The 21,972-nt window shown below is 59.3% G+C and carries 19 protein-coding genes; 16 read left to right on the forward strand and 3 right to left on the reverse strand.

Annotated elements, in window-relative coordinates; genetic code table 11:
• The first annotated feature begins 1 nt into the window (after position 1).
• The 7 genes from trbE to FG486_RS06370 are packed head-to-tail and all read left to right on the forward strand — an operon-like array spanning position 2 to position 7,593.
• Positions 2-2,431 carry a conjugal transfer protein TrbE gene (trbE, locus tag FG486_RS06340; RefSeq protein ID WP_181266952.1) on the forward strand — a complete coding sequence of 810 codons (2,430 nt, stop codon included), beginning with the start codon at positions 2-4 and terminating at the stop codon, positions 2,429-2,431.
• Positions 2,432-2,468: 37 nt separating this feature from the next.
• Positions 2,469-3,248, forward strand: coding sequence for a P-type conjugative transfer protein TrbJ (gene trbJ / locus FG486_RS06345; RefSeq protein ID WP_181266953.1), 780 nt, complete (start codon positions 2,469-2,471; stop codon positions 3,246-3,248).
• A 2-nt stretch (positions 3,249-3,250) separates the two neighbouring features.
• On the forward strand, positions 3,251-4,567 hold the full coding sequence (gene trbL / locus FG486_RS06350; protein WP_181266954.1) for a P-type conjugative transfer protein TrbL: 1,317 nt from the start codon (positions 3,251-3,253) through the stop codon (positions 4,565-4,567).
• Positions 4,568-4,569: 2 nt separating this feature from the next.
• Positions 4,570-5,253 carry a conjugal transfer protein TrbF gene (gene trbF, locus FG486_RS06355; RefSeq protein ID WP_181266955.1) on the forward strand — a complete coding sequence of 228 codons (684 nt, stop codon included), beginning with the start codon at positions 4,570-4,572 and terminating at the stop codon, positions 5,251-5,253.
• On the forward strand, positions 5,250-6,218 hold the full coding sequence (trbG, locus tag FG486_RS06360) for a P-type conjugative transfer protein TrbG (RefSeq protein WP_181266956.1): 969 nt from the start codon (positions 5,250-5,252) through the stop codon (positions 6,216-6,218). The genes trbF and trbG overlap by 4 nt, the downstream gene beginning before the upstream one ends.
• Positions 6,215-7,372 (forward strand): TraB/TrbI/VirB10 family type IV secretion system protein, encoded by a 1,158-nt coding sequence (locus FG486_RS06365; protein WP_181266957.1) that lies wholly within the window; start codon positions 6,215-6,217, stop codon positions 7,370-7,372. Before trbG ends, FG486_RS06365 begins: the two co-directional genes overlap by 4 nt.
• On the forward strand, positions 7,369-7,593 hold the full coding sequence (locus tag FG486_RS06370) for a DUF2274 domain-containing protein (protein WP_181266958.1): 225 nt from the start codon (positions 7,369-7,371) through the stop codon (positions 7,591-7,593). The genes FG486_RS06365 and FG486_RS06370 overlap by 4 nt, the downstream gene beginning before the upstream one ends.
• Positions 7,594-7,663: 70 nt before the next feature.
• Here FG486_RS06370 and FG486_RS06375 read toward each other — a convergent pair whose 3' ends face one another.
• Both FG486_RS06375 and FG486_RS06380 read right to left on the reverse strand, forming a co-directional pair.
• On the reverse strand, positions 7,664-7,996 hold the full coding sequence (locus tag FG486_RS06375) for a hypothetical protein (RefSeq protein ID WP_181266959.1): 333 nt from the start codon (positions 7,994-7,996) through the stop codon (positions 7,664-7,666).
• 155 nt (positions 7,997-8,151) lie between these two features.
• A complete protein-coding gene (locus FG486_RS06380; protein ID WP_181266960.1) occupies positions 8,152-8,841 on the reverse strand; it encodes a LysR family transcriptional regulator in 690 nt (229 codons plus the stop codon).
• Positions 8,842-8,889: 48 nt separating this feature from the next.
• Here FG486_RS06380 and FG486_RS06385 point away from each other — a divergent pair, with 48 nt between their 5' ends.
• The 6 genes from FG486_RS06385 (at position 8,890) to FG486_RS06410 (ending at position 17,736) form a co-directional block, all read left to right on the forward strand.
• Entirely contained in the window at positions 8,890-9,297 is a 408-nt protein-coding gene (locus tag FG486_RS06385) for a hypothetical protein (RefSeq protein ID WP_181266961.1), read from the forward strand.
• Positions 9,298-9,676: 379 nt separating this feature from the next.
• Entirely contained in the window at positions 9,677-10,198 is a 522-nt protein-coding gene (locus FG486_RS06390) for an RNA polymerase sigma factor (protein ID WP_181266962.1), read from the forward strand.
• Positions 10,195-11,172, forward strand: a complete 978-nt coding sequence (locus FG486_RS06395; RefSeq protein ID WP_137775613.1) for a FecR family protein — start codon at positions 10,195-10,197, stop codon at positions 11,170-11,172. Before FG486_RS06390 ends, FG486_RS06395 begins: the two co-directional genes overlap by 4 nt.
• Before the next feature lie 167 nt (positions 11,173-11,339).
• Positions 11,340-14,375 (forward strand): TonB-dependent receptor, encoded by a 3,036-nt coding sequence (locus FG486_RS06400; RefSeq protein ID WP_181266963.1) that lies wholly within the window; start codon positions 11,340-11,342, stop codon positions 14,373-14,375.
• Positions 14,376-14,422: 47 nt separating this feature from the next.
• Complete coding sequence (locus tag FG486_RS06405; protein ID WP_181266964.1) at positions 14,423-16,927, forward strand: S9 family peptidase; 2,505 nt, start codon at positions 14,423-14,425, stop codon at positions 16,925-16,927.
• Positions 16,928-17,304: 377 nt separating this feature from the next.
• Positions 17,305-17,736: a Ros/MucR family transcriptional regulator gene (locus tag FG486_RS06410; RefSeq protein ID WP_181266965.1), complete on the forward strand. Its 432-nt coding sequence runs from the start codon at positions 17,305-17,307 to the stop codon at positions 17,734-17,736.
• Between the two features lie 51 nt (positions 17,737-17,787).
• Here FG486_RS06410 and FG486_RS06415 read toward each other — a convergent pair whose 3' ends face one another.
• Positions 17,788-18,300: a helix-turn-helix domain-containing protein gene (locus FG486_RS06415; RefSeq protein ID WP_137775617.1), complete on the reverse strand. Its 513-nt coding sequence runs from the start codon at positions 18,298-18,300 to the stop codon at positions 17,788-17,790.
• Positions 18,301-18,594: 294 nt separating this feature from the next.
• On the opposite strand from FG486_RS06415, the gene FG486_RS06420 reads away from it, so the two are divergent.
• From FG486_RS06420 to FG486_RS06430, 3 genes are all read left to right on the forward strand, one after another.
• Entirely contained in the window at positions 18,595-19,227 is a 633-nt protein-coding gene (locus FG486_RS06420; protein ID WP_181266966.1) for a GntR family transcriptional regulator, read from the forward strand.
• A 206-nt stretch (positions 19,228-19,433) separates the two neighbouring features.
• Positions 19,434-20,108 (forward strand): lasso peptide biosynthesis B2 protein, encoded by a 675-nt coding sequence (locus FG486_RS18350; protein WP_137775619.1) that lies wholly within the window; start codon positions 19,434-19,436, stop codon positions 20,106-20,108.
• Positions 20,074-21,861 (forward strand): asparagine synthase-related protein, encoded by a 1,788-nt coding sequence (locus FG486_RS06430; protein WP_181266967.1) that lies wholly within the window; start codon positions 20,074-20,076, stop codon positions 21,859-21,861. Before FG486_RS18350 ends, FG486_RS06430 begins: the two co-directional genes overlap by 35 nt.
• Positions 21,862-21,972: the final 111 nt, after the last annotated feature.

Below are 21,972 nucleotides of genomic sequence, written 5' to 3' on the forward strand. Positions count from 1 at the left end.
CATGATGTCTCTGCGCGAATATCGCAACAACGCCGACAGGCTCGCCGACTTCCTGCCCTGGGCAGCTCTGATTGCACCGGGAGTTGTGCTCAACAAGGATGGCAGTTTCCAGAGATCGGCGAGATTCAGGGGACCGGATCTCGACAGCGCAACGCCGTCGGAACTTGGCGTGGCAGCAGCGAGAATCAACAATGCCTTCCGTCGCCTGGGATCATCCTGGGCCGTCTTTGTCGAAGCTGCACGCAGCCCGGCGCAGGACTATCCCCCTCGAACCTTCCCCGATCCGGTATCTGCCCTCGTGGATGAAGAGCGCGCAGCCCAGTTTGCCGAACATGGCGCGCATTTCGAGAGTCGCTATTTTCTGACCTTCGTCTGGATGCCTCCCGCCGAGGAGGCTGCACGGCTCGAAGGCTGGCTCTATGAAGGCCGGGCCAGGGCCGGGATCGATCCCCGGCAGATGCTGGCATTGTTCACAGACCAAACCAGTCGATTGCTCAATCTGCTGGAAGCCATGTTCCCCGAAGCGGCCTGGTTGGACGACAAGGAAACCCTGAGCTATCTGCATAGCTGCATCTCGACCCGACGGCAAAGCGTTGCTGTTCCTGAGATACCCATGCATCTCGATGGGCTGCTGGCAGACATGCCGCTTTCCGGGGGACTCGAGCCGAGGTTGGGCAAGGCATATTTGCGCACTGCCACCATCAACGGGTTTCCAAGCGCCACATTCCCCGGAATGCTGGAAGAGCTCAACACGCTAGCATTCGAGTATTGCTGGATGACCCGCGCGATCATGCTCGACAAGATCGATGCGGCGCGGATTCTGGGCAAGATACGGCGGCAATGGTTTGCCAAGCGCAAATCACTCGCTGCCATGCTCAAGGAGGTCATGACCAACGAGGCTTCGGTCCTGCTCGACAGTGATGCTGCAAACAAGGCCGACGATGCTGATCTGGCTCTCCAGGAGCTTGGCGCCGACCTCCACGGCATGGCGTATGTCACAGCCACCTTGACGGTCTGGGACGAAGACCCTGCCCTCGCGGCGGAGAAGCTGCGGCAGGTTGAGAAGATCGTCCAGGGCCGCGACTTCACCATGGTAACGGAAGGCGCCAATGCAGTGGAGGCGTGGCTTGGCTCGCTTCCTGGACACCTGTACGCAAACGTGCGCCAGCCGCCGATAACTACCATGAACCTGGCGCATATCGTGCCCGCAGCCGCCATCTGGGCTGGTCCGGCATGCGACCAGCATCTCGGCGCGCCAGCACTGCTCTATGCGCGAACGCAAGGATCGACACCCTTTCGGCTATCGCTGCACGTGGGGGATGTCGGACATTGTCTTGTGGTCGGGCCCACAGGTGCGGGCAAGTCGGTACTGCTGGCCCTGATGGCCCTCCAGTTCCGCCGCTATGCCGATGCGCAGGTGTTCGCATTCGATTTCGGCGGCTCGATGCGGGCTGCCACCCTGGGGTGCGGCGGTGACTGGCAGATTCTCGACTCTGGTGACGCATCGGCGCACCCAGACATCCAGTTGCATCCCTTGGCACATATCGACGAGCAAGGCGAACGCACCTGGGCCAGCGAATGGCTGATAGCGGTCCTTTCCGGCCTGGGCGTCGCGGTCGACGCCTCGGACAAGGAGCAGCTCTGGTCCGCCCTCACATCGCTGAGTTCCGCTCCCCCTCAGGAGCGAACCCTGACAGGACTCACCGTTCTCCTCCAATCTGCCAAACTCAAGCAGGCGCTCCTGCCCTTCTGTGTCGGCGGAGCCTATGGCCATCTGCTCGACGGAGAATGCGAGCATCTCGGGGAAAGTCGTTTCCGCACATTCGAAACCGAGGGCCTGATCAACTCGGCTGCCGCCGCTGCCGTCCTTTTGTATCTCTTTCACCGGATCGAAGCACGGCTCGATGGCTCGCCCACCCTTATCCTCATTGATGAGGGCTGGCTCGTGCTCGATACCCCTGAATTCTCGGCACGACTGCGCGAATGGCTCAAGACACTGCGCAAGAAGAATGCCAGCGTGCTGTTCGCGACCCAGAGCCTCGCCGATATCGAGACATCCGGCATCGCGCCGGCGATCGTGGAAAGCTGTCCGACCCGCATCTTCCTGCCAAACGAGCGGGCTGCAGAGCCCCAGATCATGAGCGTCTATCGTCGCTTCGGTCTCAACGACCGGCAAATCGAGATCATTTCCCAGGCCGTACCCAAGCGAGACTATTACTGTCAGTCTGCACAAGGCAACCGCTTGTTCGATCTCGGGCTGAATGAAGTCGCGCTCGCCTTTTGCGCCGCGTCCTCCAAGGCGGATCAACGCGCGATAACCCAGATTGTCGCAGAGCATGGCCCGCATGATTTCGGCCAGCGCTGGTTGATGCACCTCGGACTTGGCTGGGCTGCAGACCTCCTCGCTCCCAAGATGACTTCCGCTCTCTGACCGATGTTTCGCTGTCCTGCCTTGTGGAGACCTGAACATGCCTGCTGCACATGACCGATCCGCCTGCTCTCGGCATATTGCGCACAGCCTCTTGCTCACGGTCACTGTGGCTGTCCTCAACTGGGCCGAACCGGTCCAGGCTCAATTCGGCCTTGGCGGAATTGTCTATGACCCCTCCAACTATGCGCAAAATGTTCTCACTGCGGCCCGAACGCTCGAACAGATCAACAACCAGATCCGCATGCTGCAGAACCAGGCAGCACAGCTCCTCAATGAAGCGCGCAATCTTGAACCGCTTCCCTTGAGTGTGCTGGAGCCGTTGCAACAACAGATGCGCCAGACACAGCAGCTGCTGGCGAAAGCCAGGGGTATTGCGCTTGACGTGCAGGCCATCGAACGAGATTTCGGGCGGACCTATCGCGACATCGACCTGAGTGCCAGCCAGCGCCAGATGATGTCGCGTGCACATCAGCGCTGGCAGGCGTCTGTCGCAGCCTTTGAAGATGCACTGAGGGTTCAGGCCGGTGCCGCCACCAATATCGAGGGATCGAGGCAAGCGATCGATGTTCTGGTTTCCGCGAGCCAATCCTCAACCGGAGCACTGCAGGCCGCACAGGCTGGCAACCAGCTTCTGGCTCTTCAGGCGCAACAGCTGTCCGACCTCATTGCCACTTTTGCCGCAATGGCGCGTGCCCAGACCCTCGATGCTGCCAACGCCGCCGCGGCCAAGGCTCAGGCGCGAGAGCAACTGCGTCGCTTTCTGAACGCCGCGACGCCAAATCAGGCAGCAGCTCCTGTTCAACCGAAGGAGCGCTGAGCATGGGCGGGACCGGGGTTGTAGACAGGTTTCTCGAGGTCTTTACCCGATACATCGATTCCGGCTTCGGGCTCGTGGCAGGAGAAGTGTCCTTCATCGCGACGACCCTGATCGTGATCGACGTCACGCTGGCCGCACTGTTCTGGGCGTGGGGCGAAACTGACGACGTGCTCGCCCGCTTGATCAAGAAGACCCTGTTCATCGGGACATTTGCCTATGTCATCGGCAATTGGGGTACGCTGGCGCAAATCGTGTTGCAGAGCTTTGCGGGCCTGGGCCTGAAGGCAAGCGGCACCGGTTTGGATGCAAGCGAGCTTCTCGCGCCGGGCAGGGTCGCTGAGGTCGGGCTTGAAGCAGCTCGGCCCATGCTCGATGCCATTGCCGATCTGCTCGGCTTTGTCAGCTTCTTCGAGAACTTCCTTCAAATTGTCATTCTGCTGGCTGCCTGGGCCCTGGTCGTTGCTGCCTTCTTCATCCTGTCGATCCAGCTCTTCGTGACCCTCATAGAGTTCAAGCTGACAACGCTTGCAGGCTTCGTGCTGATCCCGTTCGGACTGTTCGGAAAAACAGCCTTCATGGCCGAGCGCGTTCTCGGGAATGTCGTGTCCAGCGGCATCAAGGTTCTCGTGCTCGCAGTCATTGTGGGGATTGGATCGACGCTGTTCGCGCAGTTTGCAGATGCTATCCCTCAAGAGCCGACGATTGATGATGCTCTCGCAATAGTGCTCGCCAGCCTGACACTGATGGCGCTCGGCATCTTCGGCCCTGGTGTAGCCAATGGCATAGTAGCGGGCGGACCGCAGCTTGGCGCAGGCGCAGCAGCAGGAACGGCAATGCTCGCGACAGGAGGTGCATCGCTCGGATTGGGCGCGGCGCGACTGGCTACAGGGACAACTGCATCGCTGGTGACTGCAACTGCGCAAACCGCCTCCAAGGCTTCTGGAGGAGCACTGACAGCTTATGCCATGGGCTCTGCAGGCCGCGAAGGCAGCCAGGCAGTTCGCGCCGGACTGACCGCCGTTGGTGAAGCTGCCTTCGGAACTGCGGTGTCCCCCTTGCGCAACATGGGGAAGGCATTGCGCTCTTCTTTCCGCGATGGAGGGCGTGCCGCCATCATCAATGCAGGTGGCACCATCAAGTCTCCATCGAACGGCGTTGCGCAAAATTCTTCCCCATCCTCCTCCAACATGCCTTCATGGGCAAAGTCGATGCGCCTGCGACAGAGCCTAGCGCATGGTTCCAGCGTGGCTGCCCACGCGCTGCGATCGGGAGATAGTGGAGGACTGGGGGCCTCGATCGATCTCACGCAAAGGGACTGACCATGTTCAAACGATCATCGATCCGCTACGGCAAGACGCCAGAACCGCAAACGCCCTACCAGAGCGCCTTCCAGCTCTGGGATGAACGCATAGGGTCGTCACGCGTCCAGGCGCGCAACTGGCGCTATGCCTGTTTAGGTGCATTGGGTCTATCAGCCGTGCTCGCCGGAGGCCTGGTCTGGCAGTCATCACAAGGAGCGATAGTTCCCTGGGTCGTCCAGATCGACAAGCTGGGCGATGCCCAGGTGGTGGCAAAGGCCGATCGTGACTACACTCCATCGGATCCGCAGATCGCGTTCCATCTGGCCAGGTTCATAGAACAGGTGCGCAGCCTCCCGGAAGATGCGGTTGTCGTTCGTCAGAATTGGCTGCGCGCCTATGATTTCGTCACCGATCAAGGCGCCCTTGCGCTGAACGAACATGCGCGGAATGAGAACCCGTTCCAGCGTGTCGGCAAGGAGCAGACTGCCGTCGAGATCACCAGCGTTATCCGCGCCTCGCCCTCAAGCTTCCGCGTTGCATGGATAGAACGCACCTACCGCGCAGGCAGCCTCTCCGACACCAGCCGTTGGAGCGCGATCATGACGGTCGTCATTCAGCCGCCTAGGCAGCCCGAACAGTTGCGCAAGAATCCCCTCGGTATCCTGGTCAATGCGATCAACTGGTCGAAGGAGCTCGGATCATGACATTTCTCACCTGCCCGTTAAGCGCGGCCACTGCGCTGGCTTGCCTCCTCCCGGCATCCGGCTTCTCACCGGCTCAGCCCATCCTGCCGGTGTCGGCCACCTCTCAGGCCCCTTTAGGCCGTGACCATTTACAGATCGCCTCCGATCCGTGGCACGTGCTGCCCGCAACGATCACCACTGCCCGGCGGACGCCAGCCGTTCTGGCTCCGGTCGAGAGAGTGGGAGCTGCGAACCTTGCCGCTCGTATCGAACCTGACCAGGGCAGCTTTGCCAATGCCATCCAGCGGTACCCATTTGTCGAAGGCTCATTGTACCAGATCTATACAAAGCCTGGCCAAGTCACCGATATCGCGCTCCAGATCGGTGAAAAGCTGGTTGGCCCTGGCCCGGTGGCAGCAGGCGACACGGCCCGATGGATGATCGGAAACACAATCAGCGGGACGGGAGCTGCCCAGCAAGTCCATATCCTCGTCAAACCTACGCGCAGCGATATCGCGACCAATCTGGTGATCAATACCGACCGTAGGACGTATCATATCGAGCTGCGATCCAATGCGCAGACCTATATGGCATCTGTGTCTTGGAGTTATCCGCAAGACGATCTCATAGCACTGCGCCAGGCCGCTATCGCGGAGGAGCGCACAGCACCCATTGCCTCTGGCCTCGACATCACACGACTGGATTTCGGCTATGCCATTTCGGGTGACAAGCCGGAGTGGAGACCAATCCGGGCCTTTGACGACGGTATTCGGGTTTATGTCGAATTTCCCCAGGCTGCCGCCCAGACCGAACTTCCACCTCTGTTCGCAATAGGAGCAGGCGGCCGTGCGGAGATCGTCAACTATCGTGTGGCTGGGCGGTACATGATTGTCGACAGACTGTTCCCATCAGCCGAACTGCGGCTCGGAGATGGCAAGCGGCAGCTCAAGGTGCGCATAACATCCGCTCGCAGGAAGACATCATGACGTCGGTGGAATCACCCAAACCGTTGCAGCCCGCCGAGCTGGCGCCGGAAACGGTTGTCAGGCTTCGGCACGATCCGCCGCGCGTCACGCGCCTGTCTAGAAGGGTCATTGTTTCAGCAGCCGGGATCGCCAGCGCAGTCGTGATCGCGACGGCGGTCTATGCTCTTCTGCCGGAGCAGGATGCACCCCCAAGGGAATTGTTCAAGACCGGCGCAGTTGCCCTGCCAGAACAACTCACCAGCGGCCCTCGCGACTATGGCGGGGCGCCCAAACTCGGCCCCCCCCTGCCCGGCGATCTCGGCAAACCGATCCTCGATGCCGGCAATCCGTTGCCTGGGGTCGATCCACCGCCAACTGCCATGCCCTCGTTGCAACCATACGCAGTGCCGGAAGTGCAAGCATCCACCGGACAGGCTGACGCATTGCGGCAGCAGCGCGATGCCGCCCGTGCCAGTCAGCTGTTCTTTCCCAGCCGGGCACAGCCAGAACCGCAAGCCGCCGGCCCTTACCCACCTGCTTCGGACGCCATGACAGGCCAGAACCGATTGGCGGCGACCAGCAAGGAGGACTCAGATGGCCGGCTCGGTACACCAGCCAACCCGAGAGTCATTCAGGCAGGCACAGTGATTGCTGCGGCGCTGATCACCGGAATCCAGTCTGATCTGCCGGGCATGGTCATCGCGCAGGTGACAGAAAATGTCTATGATAGCCCTAGCGGCAGCATGCTGCTTATTCCCCAAGGGGCCCGGCTGATTGGCGATTACTCGGCAGATGTCGGTTTTGGGCAGAACCGTGTCCAGCTTCAATGGACGCGCCTTATCATGCCTGATGGCCGATCCCAGCAGCTTGCAAGCTTCCCGGCGACGGATACTGCCGGATACTCCGGACTGAAGGACAAGACCGACTACCATTGGGCAGGCGTGTTCAAGGCTGCGATGATCTCGACCCTGCTGGGCGCGGGAGCAGAATTCGGGGCAGGCGACGACAGGAATCTGGTCCGTGCCTTGCGCAGGGGCTCGCAAGACAGCATCAACCGGGCCGGCGAGCAGATTGTTTCGCGCGAATTGAGCATTCGTCCGAGCCTTACCATCCGTCCTGGATTTCCAGTCCGGGTCATGGTGACCCGCGATCTCATAATGGACGACGCACGATGACCAGAATTTCACTTGCTGATATCACCGACGAGAAGCCCGTGAGGCTGACTGTGGAAATGCCCGCAAAACTGCACCGGGACCTACAGGATTACTGCATTGCGCTGAGCAAGGGCGCGACGGCAGCGGTCCCCTCACCCGAGCGGGTCATACCGGCGATGATCGAACGGTTCATTGCATCTGATCGCTCCTACGCCCGGGAAAGAAGGCAGCTCCGCCGCTGATAATCGCGCGAGCCGATCTGAGGCCAAGCCATACAACTGCGCCTGCCTGATGCCTCAGTGAGTCCGAGCTCTAGCGGCGGCGGGTTACCGGTGGACGCAGCCGGATGGCAAGCGACAGGACGGCAGGCCACAATAGGGTGTTGAGAACGTCCATCGACGTGTCCGGCCACCGCCACGACCCGTAATGAAGCCGGTCCATGATCTCATTGCCAAGCTCGGCAACAACGACAAAAGCCAGCGGAACGAGAGAACCCAGCGACTTTCTGGTCAGAAGCCGGGCGAGCAGCAGGACCGCCATGCCGGCATGAATGTGCAGGATGGTATCGGGCAGACCGGTTCCATCCCCGATCCATTGGATAAACTCGATATAAAGGGACAAAAGATCTGAACTTTGGCGCGTCATCGGCAACCATCCTGTCGGTTTCAGGCGCACAACGGGCATTTGTCTCTCTGGCGCTCACATAGGGACGAACAGGGCCAAGGTCCTGAACGGAGGCGGCCTATACACGATTGCGGGGCTCTGGGCAGCAGAACTAGGCGGACCCAGCGCCAGAGCGGTCAGCCATGACCTGCGCTGTCGATATCGGATCCGATGCTCTTCTGCTGCACGGGCTGCGGATTACCGGCCCGATCACCGACTGCAGGACCACCAGCAACGATGCTTCGCAGACTGTGCAGCAAGGGGTTGGTGTTGCCAGGGCTCCAGTACAGCGCATGCCCTTTGCCAACAGGCCTGTAGCCGCCCGCCTCGAGCGACGGCTGAGCAAAGATCTGGCTCGACCAACGCACGTCGGGGTGACCTTCGGGCGCAATCACTGCATCTACATATTTGGCTTCAAGTACGGCGAACAGGGTCTCCGGTCTGCGCTCGTGTCCTTCCAGGCGTACATCCGGATGCAGCGTGAGAAAGTCGCAAACGGCCTGGCGGCCTGCCCCAGAAAACAGATCTCCGACATAGCCGAGCGAAAGTCTGGGCATGGCAGCACGCCGGAGGGCCAGGGCCTGCTGCTCCAGTCGGCCCGCGCGATCCAGCAGCTCCCTGGCTTCCGCCAGAAACAATCGAGCACGCGGGGTGGGCCTGGCTCCGCGCGTTGTCCGTTCGAAAAGTCGGAATCCCAGCTGATCTTCGAGCCTTGCAACCTTGCGGCTCAGCGTCGACTGCTTGACCTGGAAACCCCCTGCGGCCCGCGAAAAGCTGCGCTGTTCGGCTGCGGCCAGAACATAGGCGAGATGACTAAGGTCAATCATGCGCACATGCGGCCATGCCGCAGCAGGTCAGGTGAAAGGCTGGCGTTCATGGTTCACCACAATTTCATCGACTTGCAGCCCTTGCCAAGCCGCTCAGCTGAAAAACTCAGGCCTGGCCGGGCTCGGTTGCGCCGACCGATGGCATCCCCCCGCATCTCGCCGAAAATCCGCCGATGGCGCTGCTTTGGTCCGCAAGAACTGCCGTGTTCGCACCTGAATCTGGCGAATCGCACAACACTACGTTTGTTTTCGGTCGTCGCGGTCCACGACGCTGGTCATTTGCACCTTGTTGGCGGGGGAACCGTCAGCTTCAGGCAGTATGCCCGACAAAATCTGGCGGAAACAGTTCATACTCGCCGCATCATCGCCTTGCGCACTGCATTTTTTCAGACTGTCCGCTTGCGTGACTCGCTTGGCAACGGACTGCTGCTAAGTCCGTTTCGCCGGGTGCCGTGAAATAGCGCCAGATGCTGAGAGCCGGGGGGCCTGTGGCTTTAAGCCCGTTGGCCGGCAGCGCAACTGGGGCAAATAGCGGGCCTTCATGTGCAGGAGGTTCCAACACCCGGCCCCTGTTTTGACCTTTCGGCAGGGATTGCTTCAGCCCATAATTCGCGCAAGCGTCGATGTGTTGCCGGTCGTTCCGGCAGCGGGGCGTGGAAACCCCTGTACACTCGCCAGGTAGAAGCAGGTTGCTGGCTCCGAGCCGGCATGATTCATCTCAGGCGGCATGGATGCAAGGCGAGGCATTTGCCACGCCTGTCTCCCACACAGGCTTCCTGCCTGCCCGATCGGCAGGCTTTGAAAGCGCCCCTCACCAAGAGGGATTGCTGCTGCCATGCCTGATCGCCCTTCCTGCTCGATGCCGCCCGAAGCTCACCAAGCCTCGGCAGCGCAATCCGGCCTGGAATTGCTCTATCGAAATCATTGCGAATGGCTGCGAAGGGCTTTGCGCTACCGGCTGCGCGGAGCGAACATCGAGATCGAGGATGTCGTGCAAGACACCTATGTGCGCATCACCCGCTATGACAGCAGCAAAGCGCAGCATAAACCGAAGGCCCTGCTCTTGCGTATCGCGCTCAATCTGGCGCGAGATCAATTTCGCCGGCAGTCGCGGCAGGCGGCCAATGACGTTTGCGCTCTGGAAAACGTCTCAGAGGAGGGTGATCAGGAATATCTCCTAGCGCTCAAGGAAGCGATTCTGGGATTACCGCCTGATTTGCAAAAGGTGTTCCTACTGGCGCGATTTACGCCATTGTCGAACGCACAGATTGCCAAACAACTGGGTGTATCTGTAAAGACGGTAGAGTATCGGATGCACCAAGCCATGATGCTCTGCTCGCAAAGGGTTGAACGATGAGCACCCCGTTTTCCGAAGAACCGGGGTCTCCATCAGATCGTAGCGAAAGCGAAGCAGCTACCTGGCTCGTACGCCTGAATGCACGGACGGTCGATACTACCGAACTCGAGGCGTTCTTTGCCTGGCGCCGCAGCCCCGCCAATGCAGCGGCCTATGACCGACTGGAGGCACAATGGCGGGAGAGTCGGCGACTGGCAGACGATCCGGATATTCAATCTGCCATTCGCGTCGCTCTGGAACCCGGACCAACAAGATCCAGGCGGCTGATCGCTATAGCACTCGCTGCAGGCATTGTGTCGCTGCTCGCCACCATGGCCTTCCTGTACCTTTCACGAGAAGCGGTTTTCGAAACCGACATCGGCGAGCAGAGGCTCGTCCGACTCGACGATGGCAGCAGGATCCATCTGGATACTGGCACCAGGGTCCGCATCAACAACGCGAACAGGCGTGCTCTTATGCTCGACCGCGGCAGAGCATTATTTGATGTCGCCCGAGATCCGTCTCACCCGTTCACCGTAACCGCCGATGGCACGGAAATTCTGGCCTTGGGCACCCGTTTCGAAGTCGAGCAAACTGCCTTGGGTGTGTCGGTTGCCTTGCTGGAGGGGCATGTTCGTGTGCAGAAGGAAATTTCCGGGGCTGAGATTAAAGCTCTGGACCTCTATCCAGGGCAATCGGTGACAATAGGGCGGACAGGTCCAGGCGAGGTGCGTCCTGCCAACCCGGACATTGTAACCGCCTGGACCGAGGGACGCCTCGAGTTCAATGAGACTCTCCTTCGTGAAGCAATTGTCCAGGTCAATCGCTACAGCCGCATGAAACTTCGGATCAGTACCAATCGCTGGGCAAACGAACGTGTGACGGGCAGCTTTGCCGTGGGCGACACCGCAGCCTTCGTGGATGCCGTCACCGCACTTTATCCTCTTGTGCCGATCCAACGTCCCGATGGCACGCTGGAGTTGAAGGAGCGATAGCTTGCCATTCGGGAAAATATTGGCGAGGCTTTAGGGTCACCCCCCCTCCGGATCGTTGAATACAGAGAGGGGGTCATCAGCAAAACCGCGAACTCCCTGGAACAACGATATGGGAGGCCCTGCACATGACTTGCCGACGAGCATCAATAACAGCACCATGGCGGATAATGGCGCCGGTTTTGTTGGCGAGCAGTGCGCTCACAGTTCTTGCAGCCGCGCCGCTGCACGCAAAGACTCAAGCCGAAGTCTTCCAGTTCGACATCCCTGCCGGCTCGCTGGATCAGTGCCTCCGCCGCTATATTGCACAGACGGGCCGGCAGCTGCTGTATCCCTCGGCACTTGTGTCGGAACGCCAGGTGCGCGGCATAAAAGGCGAAATGGATGCAGATCGGGCCCTGCAGCTGCTGCTCGCGGGTCAACCCATCTCATACCGCAAACGCGGTCGCAACGTCATCGTCCTGCTGGCTGCCAAGCCGCCCGCTCCCAGCACCCCTTCGGTCCGCAGGCCGCGGGAAACCACACGGGCAAAACCGGCCGCATCCCTGCCTCAAGCACCCGTCCAAGCCGATGAGCTGCAAGAGCTGCCTATCGTTGTGACGGGAAGCAACATCCGGTCATCCGGAGCAGGTGTTTCGCCACTGATCGAACTGTCCGCAGAGGATGTCGAACGGACAGGCAGCGGCACGATTGCAGAAGCGCTGGCTCTGCTACCGCAGAATTTTGGCGGGACTGGCAACGAGGATACCAGCCTGACCGGCAGTGACCGGACCATCAACAATCTGGGACTGGGCGCAAGCGTCAACCTGCGCGGCCTCGGTTCCGATGCGACCTTGACCCTGGTAAATGGCCGCAGAGTAGCTGGCTCTGGTGGCCGCGGCGACTTCACGGATCTTTCGACCATCCCCCTTGGTGCGGTAGAAAAAATAGAGGTGCTCCCCGATGGCGCCTCAGCTCTTTACGGCTCGGACGCTGTTGGTGGGGTGGTCAATCTGCTGCTGCGGCGAGACTATGACGGGGCGGAAACCCGGTACCGGATCGGAAGCGTGACACGGGGGGCCAGCCAGGATGTCCAGTTCGGCCAGCTCATCGGCACACGCTGGGACACAGGGCATGTGCTTGCAGCCTATGAGTTTCAGCGTCGCGAGGCTCTGAACGCAGCATCGCGCGCCTATACACGGTCGGCGGACCTGCGGTCTCTAGGTGGCAATGACTATCGGCTGTTCTTCGCCTCGCCTGGCACCATTGTAGCGCTGGACCCCGTCCGGCGAACATTTGTCCCAGCCTTTGCCATTCCAGCCGGTCAGAACGGCATAGGGCTGTCGCCAGCAAGCCTGACCCCAGGCCAGAACCTCTCGAGTCCCCGCGAACAGGTCGATCTGCTTCCTCAGCAAACCCGTCACAGCGTCTACATTACAGGCGAGCAGAAGCTGACCAATGGGGTGACAGCCTATGCCGAGGGTCGATACACCGACCGCGCTTTTCGTCACCTCGCCCAACCATCACTGACAGTCATGTCCGTCACACGGGCAAACCCTTTCTTCGTCTCGCCCAACGGAACGTCGGTCACGAACATTGCCTATCTGTTCGACAAGGATCTTGGCCCCCTTGAGACGCGCGGCAATGTCGAAGCCTGGTCGATGACCGGCGGTATCCGCGCCGAACTCGGCGGCGACTGGCAGCTTGACGGGTTTGTGTCACTGGCGCGGCAGAGCGACTATCGGCGCAATGACAATATCCTCAACGCGACCGCATTGAACGAGGCGCTCGGCACCACTCCCGACGATCCGCTGACATCATTCAGCACCGCGCGTGATGGCTTCTTCAATCCTTTCGGACAGGGACGCAGCAACACGGCTGCCGTACTCGACTTCATTGGGAGCGGCTTTATCGAGGAGCGCTTTGAAAACGGCCTGCTCAATGGCAGCATCACGGCTGACGGGACCCTGTTTGATGGTCCGGGCGGTGCCATCAAGATTGCGCTGGGCGTTCAGGCGCGGCGCGAAGACTTCTCTCGCGACACGCTCAGCTTTATTTCCGGGAGATCGCCGACTCCGGGCACACCCGTCGATGCTGATCGTTGGGTTGCATCGGCATTTGCCGAGATTGCCGCGCCCATTGTTGGGCCCGACAATGCCGCACCGGGTATCGAGCGGCTCAACCTGTCGGCAGCTGTCCGGGCAGAGCACTATTCGGATTTTGGGACGACGATCAATCCAAAGCTTGGCCTCTCGTGGCAGCCAGTCGCAGGTCTTCTCCTCCGGGCAAGCGCTGGCACCTCATTTCGTGCCCCCGCTCTGCTGGAGGTGCGCGATGCCTTCCGCATATCCAATACCCAGCTGCCAGCCATAGGTGGTGGGAACCGACAGGTCATCTCACTTGGGGGAGGCAATGCCGATCTTGAACCTGAATCCGCACGATCGCTGACCATCAGCGCCACGGTGGCGCCACCACGCATGCCAGGCCTGTCGCTCGAGGCCAGCTATTTTCAGACGCAGTTTCGAGACCGCATCGGTCAGCCTGCAAACGAAAACATCCTCCAGGCACTTACCAATCCCATTTTTGCTCCCTTCGTGACCTTTATCGATCCGGTCGCCAATTCCGAAGACAGAGGAAGGGTGATCGCCCTGATAGGCAACCCGAACTCGACCATCCAGCCGACGATAAATCCTACGGTTTTCAGCGCCATCGTCGACGGACGGTTCGTGAATTCGGCGCGTGTGGACATCCGCGGGTTCGACCTCGCTGCCCGCTACCGGGTCAGCATTGGCGAGCACCGACTGGCTTTCAGTGCCAGCGCAGCAATTCTGGTCGATTTCAAGGACCAGATCACGCCAGTATCCCCGCTGATCGAGAGGGTTGGCACCCTCGGCAATCCGGTTGATTTCCGGCTTCGGGCGACAGCGGACTGGTCTTGGCACGAGCTTGGGGTCAACCTGGCCCTGAACCATGTCGGTCCCTATACGGACAATATCAGCCTTCCTTCGCGTCCGATCAGCGCATGGACAAGCATCGACCTTCAGCTGAGACTGTCCTCGGCAGACAAAACAGGCCTGGCAAGGGGTCTCAGCGCAGCTCTGACGATACAAAACGTCTTTGACCGCGACCCGCCTTTTGTCGATCGGTCGCTGGGTTTCGGCTACGATCCAGCAAATGCCGATGTGCTTGGCAGGTTCATCGCCCTCCAGATCAAGAAGCAGTGGTAGTCGCGCGCCGAACCTAGCCATCTTCCCAGTTCGATGAAGGACAAGCCATGCGTGTTTCATGGATTGCTGCGCTGTGCCTGCTGGCGGCAGGTCCAGCAGCGACTAAGCCCTATCAGATCGAAGATATGCTCAAGCTGCAAAGCTATGGCAAAGCCCAGCTCTCGCCTGACGGCCAATGGGCGGTAATCGAGCGCTTCAGGCCTTACGACAGCGCTGCGGCCTATGGCTTCGATGTCTTCAACAAGCGGATGCTGGGCCAGATATGGAAAGTGGATTTGAAAGACGGAAGGCCACCAGAGCTTCTGTTCGAACAAGATCCTGATGCTGGCTACTGGGCGGGCAGCCTGTCTCCCGACGGGCAGCACCTGACCGTGTTCCGGCTGGAAACAGACAAACTGTCTCTTGGCATCGTACGCACCGCCGATCGATCGGTCCGATGGCTCGATATCAATCCAGTCCCTGCCCTGCTCAATCCGGTGCCCATCTGGCGCGGAAACAGCCGGCTGATCGTCCTGGCCAGCGAGGCAGACGAAATTGCCTACCCTCTCGATTCGGGCAACAGATTGCAGCGCAGGCTTCCCGTCCTATGGCAGCGCACAGCGTCCGGTCAGATCCCGGGCATGACCTTGACTACCAGCAAATCCATAAACCCATCTGGCCAGCGCTCCCATCGCCAGGTAATGGAGATAGACCTTGCGAGCCATGGCCAGCGTCTTCTCGCCAGGGGCCAGGTCGTCGATCTGGCGGTTTCAGCCGACGGAAACTGGCTCGCCTTGCTCGAGGAAACGTCAGATGCTGCGCCGGCCCCAGCAGAACCGGTTTCCCCCAGCGCACGTCCAAGGCACCATCGCGTCCGGCTGATATCGCTGGCCGACGGCCAAGTGATACAACCCTGCCCAACATGCGATATCCTACCCGGCCTCTTGGCATGGTCGGACCGGAGTTCCGCGCTGGTCGTCTCGGTCGGTTCCGCGCAGTCGCCCCAAGGCCAGTTCATACGCATCGATCCGGACAAAGGCTCGGTCGTTGCGCTCACCGATAAGACGAGTCAGCCTTGGGTTGCAGACAATGACAGCGGGGCAAGGATCGTCCGCGCCGGGTGGCACCAGGGAATACCTCGGATGCTGCTCAGAGCAAAGGACGGCCAACCGATATGGTCCAAACCGGGCGAGGCCGGGGCACCGAAGGAAACGCTACCATGTTCCGCTCTGCAAATCGCGAGCAATGGACGCGCGCTTCTGGTGCCCTGTTCTTCCGGGCTGTGGCGAATATTCCCTGGCGGCAAGCCCGAACAACTGATCGGTGGTGCAGCGCGCCTCGACCAGCCTTTCGAAGAGACATTCGATACAGGCATAACCGAGCGCTACCGAGCCATTGTACCAGCCAGCGATCGCAGCTTCTGGGTGCAAAAGACACAGGAAGCAGCAGCCATCACGCCAAATGGCAGAAGGGTGTTAACGGCAAAGCTGCCATTGCGCACAAGCCGCCTGCTCCTTTTCTCTGCCAAAAGCGGCAAGGGACTGGCGGTTTCCAGAACCGGTAGCGGGGCCAGCCAATTATGGCGCATAGGCACCAACAGGGCACCAGAGCTGCTCGACACGATCAACGGCCATCTGGAAAACGTCGAACCCCCGGAGGCCATAGCATTGCCATCGCAGGTTCCGGATCGCGTCCACTGGCTGCTGTTGCCTGTACATGCAAGGCCTGGCGAGCGTGTTCCGATGGTGATCATGCCCTATCCGGGCGCACAATATGCCAGGGTCAGCGGACCGCCGATCACACCCGACTCCGTAGTCAGTGTCGCAAATCCCCTGCTGGCACTGCAGTTGGGTTATGCCGTGCTTCTGCCCAGCCTGCGCCATGACCGATTTTCTGGCGAGCCAGCTGAGGGATTGGTTGACCAGATCGAGGCAGCAACCGATCGCGCAGTTGCGTCCGGTCGCATCGACAGGGACCGGATTGCAGTCTTCGGTCACAGCTTCGGAGGCTATACCGCCTTACTTACTGCCAGCCGAAGCAAGCGCTTCCAGGCCTTCATCGCTGCCGCTGCGGTGCCTGATCTCTTTCTGCAACATGGGTCGTTGCTGCCTTATGACACTGTGGGCCTTGAACAGGGCTATCCGCTGGGCAGCGCTTATGGATGGGCGGAGCTTGGTCAGGCGGGCCTGCAAGCAGCGCCGTGGCACCAGCCCGACCGGTACATCCGTAACAGCCCCTATTTCTCGCTGCACCATATCGCCTCGCCAGTCCTTCTGATCCACGGTGATCTTGACCCTGTCTCGCAGCAAGGTGCTGAAAGGATGTTTTCAGGGCTCTACCGCGAGGGAAAGGACGTCTCGCTCCTTCGCTTCTGGGGTGAAGGGCATGTCGTCCGCAGCCCCGCCAACATTCGGGCCATGTGGCAGCATATCGACCAATGGCTTGCCGACAAGCTCATGAACAAGAGGCATGCCTCCCCACACAGCATGGAAAAGCGGCGAGCAGATCCGTTCAGCGTGGATACGGACAAAGGCCCTGGGGCAATTGAGCCCGCACCATCGGGCAATCTTTGACGCGCGCACGAAATCGGCCAACACAACTTGTTGGCTTCGGATTCAGATACTCTGTCAACGGTAAACACAAGACGATAATGCTCTCTCGGGCATTGGCGAGCAAATCACCAACAATGGATTCAAGGGCTATGGCTCCCGCTTTTTTGGTCAAACGGCGATCCGTGCATGGGATGATGGTTCGAGATCAGTGATATCACTGCGATCAGGAGGTCACGAAGGGCCGCAGGTGGCCGCTTCTTGGCCTTTTCACGGAAAGACAGTTTGGAACGGCGAGCACGTTTCCACAGTTTTTCGATCAATTGCTAAAAAAGGCGTCGTCTATCGCATCATGATAGCTTAGACCGACTACAATTGGAACAAAAGTCGGAGGCATGCACATGAACGATCAGCCCGAAGAACACTTGATCACCCTCACGGCGGATATCGTTGCCGCACATGTCGCAAATAACAGCGTTGCCTTGGCTGATATCCCTAATCTTATTGGAAGCGTCCATGCTGCGCTGGCGGGATTGTCGATGACAGAGGCGCCGGCACCAGTCGCGGAACGACCGCAGCCTGCTGTGTCGATCCGCTCATCTGTCAAGAACGACTATCTCGTATGCCTCGAGGATGGCAAGAAAATGAAGATGCTCAAGCGATACCTCGCCGTGCAGTACAACATGACACCGGACGAGTACCGTGAGCGTTGGGGTCTGCCTAAAGATTATCCCATGGTCGCCCCGGCCTATGCGGCCAAACGCCGTGAACTTGCCAAGACGATTGGTCTCGGCCGCAGCCCAAATGCGGGGCGGGGTCGAAAGAAAGCCTGAGGGCACCTTAGCAAGGGGCGACGCCCGCCATGTGTTCCGGCAAGAGCGCGTTCAGGAAGCCTTTGGCTTGAAATTCGATCGAACAGGCTGTGCGGCTTGCCGGACCATCTTCGGAGCTTTCGCCTCCAACCAGTTTTCTGCGAAAGTATCTCGCTTCCGGACATGCTCCGCCAAATCACGGCAAAGCCGTGTAATGCCGCCGATGATGGTGCGTGACTGCAGATAAACGATATCCGGACCCAGATCTTCGTTGAGATCGCGCAGAGCAAGCAGGACAATATGCATCAGCTTGTTGTCCGCACAGCGTTCGGCAAATTCGACAGAGCCCATCGGCACGACAGCCAGCAATGCCACTGGGTCGCAGTTCGCCACTTCGGCAAACCGCTTCAGACGATCATATGTGATTTTACCCTGGCCCGCCTCGAGATGTTCATACGATCGCAACGGCATGCCCATCGCGCGAGCGACTTCGGATGTGCGAAGGCGTCGGGCCTTGCGTATCTTGCGCAGTGCCTCGGCTACAAGAGCATTCTCGGGCAAGCTGTCTTCCGATTTTTCTTCCATCCGTCCACCTGCCTTGTCTGACCCGAAGGAAATTAGGACCACGATGTAAAGCGCTAATGATAGCCGAGAGCGTGTTAATTTCAAAGTTTGAAATATTCCGCCATAATTTGGTTCTAAAATCGCAACTTATCTCGAAAAAACGTAAATTCGAGGGTAAATATCGGCAGAACAAGGAATATTCCATACCGCAATTTTGGATGATGTGCCTACTACGGCTGCTTGCCTGATCAAGACAGAGACTTGTGATTCGCTCATGCCACAATGGACATTCCAGTCCAAGCAAGGGAGATCACTATGGCCCTGTCCAAGCCGCCTGCGTTTGAGCAGGCTTACGCGTTTCTACATTATCGCCTACGAAACGGGGACTACATGCCTGGATCCAGGGTCCAGGCAGGAGATGTTGTCTCTGTGTTGGGCATTAGCGCTACTCCAGTCCGCGAAGCGCTGTCGAGACTGGCAGGTCAAGGCTTGCTGATTGATCGCCGCGCCATGGGGTATTTTGTACCGCCCGTTGATCCAGTCGACCTTCGTGATCTGTACTCACTAGCGTCCATGCTGGCGGTGTCTGCAATGCGATCGATCAATCTGCCATCGCTCGACAGGCAACGCTACGGTACGGGTGCAGAGCTTCCGTGCGGATGCGCCGGCGAACTCCTGGTGACGATCGCATCGCTGACCGCGAACTCTGCGCTCTGCTTGGTTGCAGCCAATGTCGATGATCGGCTGGCTCCGTTTGCAGCAGTGGAAAAAGCCATGTTCGGCGAGGTAGATCGCGAGCAAGGCGAGTTTGTGCATTGGCTGGCCAGCTGTGACCAGCGACAGTGCGTCTTGAATGTTGCGCGCTTCTATCGCCGCCGAATGCGATCGACGATGGATATCGCGGCGTCGGCAAGCGCATCGATGTCAGCGCGCGAGAATATATTCTGAATATGATTTGAGTAGATCAAGCATGCAGCCTTCAATGACATTGTCGCAAACGCGGCATTTCAACAAAGGAGGCTGAAATGATGAATGTCACTCAACCCAAGCTGATCCGTCTCGGAAGCATCCGGCGCGATACCAAGGCCATCGTCACGGCTGGCCAGCAGGAAGAATTCCTGCCGATCCTCTCCTACAATTGACCTTGGAACGGGGTGGCGGCCTCGCCGCCCCGCTTCTCGATCATGCCCATCAGACCATCTGACCATGTCCGAATTGCCGATGTCGCGGGGGACCTCGTCCTGCTCGACCTGCGGCAGGATGATTATCTGGCACTATCCAGCTGCCATGCGGGACCCGTTTTTGCCGCATTGGAGGGCAAGGACCATGACCCTGCCGATCCGATCTTGCAGGAGCTGCTGGAAAACCGGTTGGTTCAGATGGCAGCTGAACCTTGGGAACAGGCCGACTCGATCCACGTTCTGCCATTGCCCGAGCCAGCACGCTCCAACAGCCTCTACAAGGGGTGGATGCTGCTGGCGTTTGCACTGGCGGTGCTCTTGACCCTCGCTTCCTACTATCGCTCGACCAAAGCCCTGGCTAGCCAAGCATTCAGCTGTGGCAACCGATCCGAATTTTCGCCCGAGCGCATGGCAGGTATTGTCCGATGGTTCGAGAGTTTGCGGATTTTCATACCTCGAACCGGCAGATGCCTCGTCCAATCGCTGCTTCTACTTCACTTCCTGCGTCTGCTACGTATTCCTTCTGAGCTGGTATTCGGCGTTCGAACGCATCCTTTCGAAGCCCATTGCTGGGTGGAATGGAACTCGCGCGTGCTCAACGACAGTGTCGATCATGTCTGCTGGTACACTGTCATTGCCCGCTTCTGAGCAGGCCTCGTTCTGTGCGATCGTCGCAATGAACGCAGGCTGCCAAGCGCTTGAAGAAAAAAGAGCTGCAACCCTTCGTCTACAAGGCAAATGTGCGGACATGCGTCCCGTGATGCACAGCCCGCAAGCTACATTGCTTGCCGAGAAAGCGTTGCCCCTCCTCATATCTCCAGATCAAGGCGTCGCATTGCTTGGCGAAGCGTTTCCCAGGAAGCATAAAACCCTGGAGGAGACCGTGCAGTCGCTCGAGGGTGATCGACCCAAAGCTGCGGCTGTAACGGTCAGCGAAAGCCTCTGGGGTAGATACACTCTCTTTTGCATCGACCGTCATTCTGGGGGCTGCGCCTGGTACCGCGAGCCCTCTGGTGGCCAAAGGCTTTACACCTGGCGTGTTGGCGCCATCAGCATCGTGACGGATTGCCTATCATCCGAGATCATCGCAGCGATCGGCCGTCGCCCCAGCATCAACTGGGAACGGGTGGCCCAGTTGATACGCCAAACAGAAATGTCGGCATCGTTCTGCGCGCTGAACGAGATTGAGATTGTTCAGCCGGGCATGTTGGGGACATGCTCGGACAGCCGGATCGCATCAACAACAATCTGGTCTCCCGAACGCTTCTGCGCCGCCAGCAGGATAGAGGAAGCAGAACAACTTCCCAAACTTGCCGCGGAGTGTGTCTCGCGTTGGCTGGATGGTCACTCCCGGGTGACTATTGAACTCTCGGGCGGCCTCGACTCTTCGATTGTGGCTGGCCTCCTGGCGAACGATCCGAAATCGCCATTCATCCAGGGACTCACAATCATTCCCGAGTCTCCGGGCGGTGACGAACGTGCCTATGCTCGAAGCGTCGCTAGGAAGTGGAACTTTGGCCTTGTGGAAACCCGCGTAACACCCGAGCAGCTCAACTACCTCGAGTTGCTAGCTGCAACCCCCACCGTGGAGCCGGCCGTATACGGGTTGGACGTGCTGGCCGACCGCCTATCGTCAGATTTAGCCGACACATTCGGGGCGACGCGCATATTCAGCGGACAGGGGGGAGATGCCATTTTCTTCCAGCCGCAAGTCGCCGCCATTGCAGCTGATTATTTCCAGTCCGAGGGACTCACCCAAAGGTTCTTCAGGATCGCATCCAGCATAGCCCTAGCGACCAACACATCACTATGGACTGTCCTTCGGAGCGCATTGAGTTCCGCTGCATCATTCGAGCAGAGAGAGATACCTGCTGCCATCGGAGGTCCTATTGGAAGGCACGTGTGGGACGGCGAAAGACTCTTGCACCCTTGGAATGCTGAAAGTCAGCATCTGCCCGCGGGGAAGAGATTGCAGATCGCCATGCTCACTCATTGCCAGCTGTTTCACAGGGCAACCCGCACAGCGGCCAATCGCCGGCTTGTTCACCCTCTGCTCTCCCAACCGATTGTCGAAGCGTGCTTGGGCATACCGACTTGGGAACTTGTGCCCGATCGACGCGAGCGTGGATTAGCACGGGACCTGTTCGGCAAATTGCTACCGCAGCAGGTTCGGGCCAGAAGGGGCAAAGGTGAGGCGTCTGGATTTTACAACCGCGTTATCAACGCGCATTTGCCGGAGCTTCGCCCATTGCTCATGGATGGTGCTCTGGCAAGCGCAGGCGTCATAGCGCCCGGGTTGCTTGATAGCTGGCTGACGACCGAGCACCTACTCTGGAAGGACGATCATCCCACAATCGGTGCGTTGATCTCGCTCGAACTATGGGCGCGACAATGGATGTAGGGAGCCCAACGATAGTAATAATGTTCCAGACAAGCATCAAAAGCACTTTCACGAATATCACGGCGCCGGTGCAATTCCTGTAACTTGAATTTATAGCTCGGGAACCAGAAG

This window comes from Blastomonas ursincola (genome assembly GCF_013607875.1).
GTDB classification, from domain to species: domain Bacteria; phylum Pseudomonadota; class Alphaproteobacteria; order Sphingomonadales; family Sphingomonadaceae; genus Blastomonas; species Blastomonas ursincola.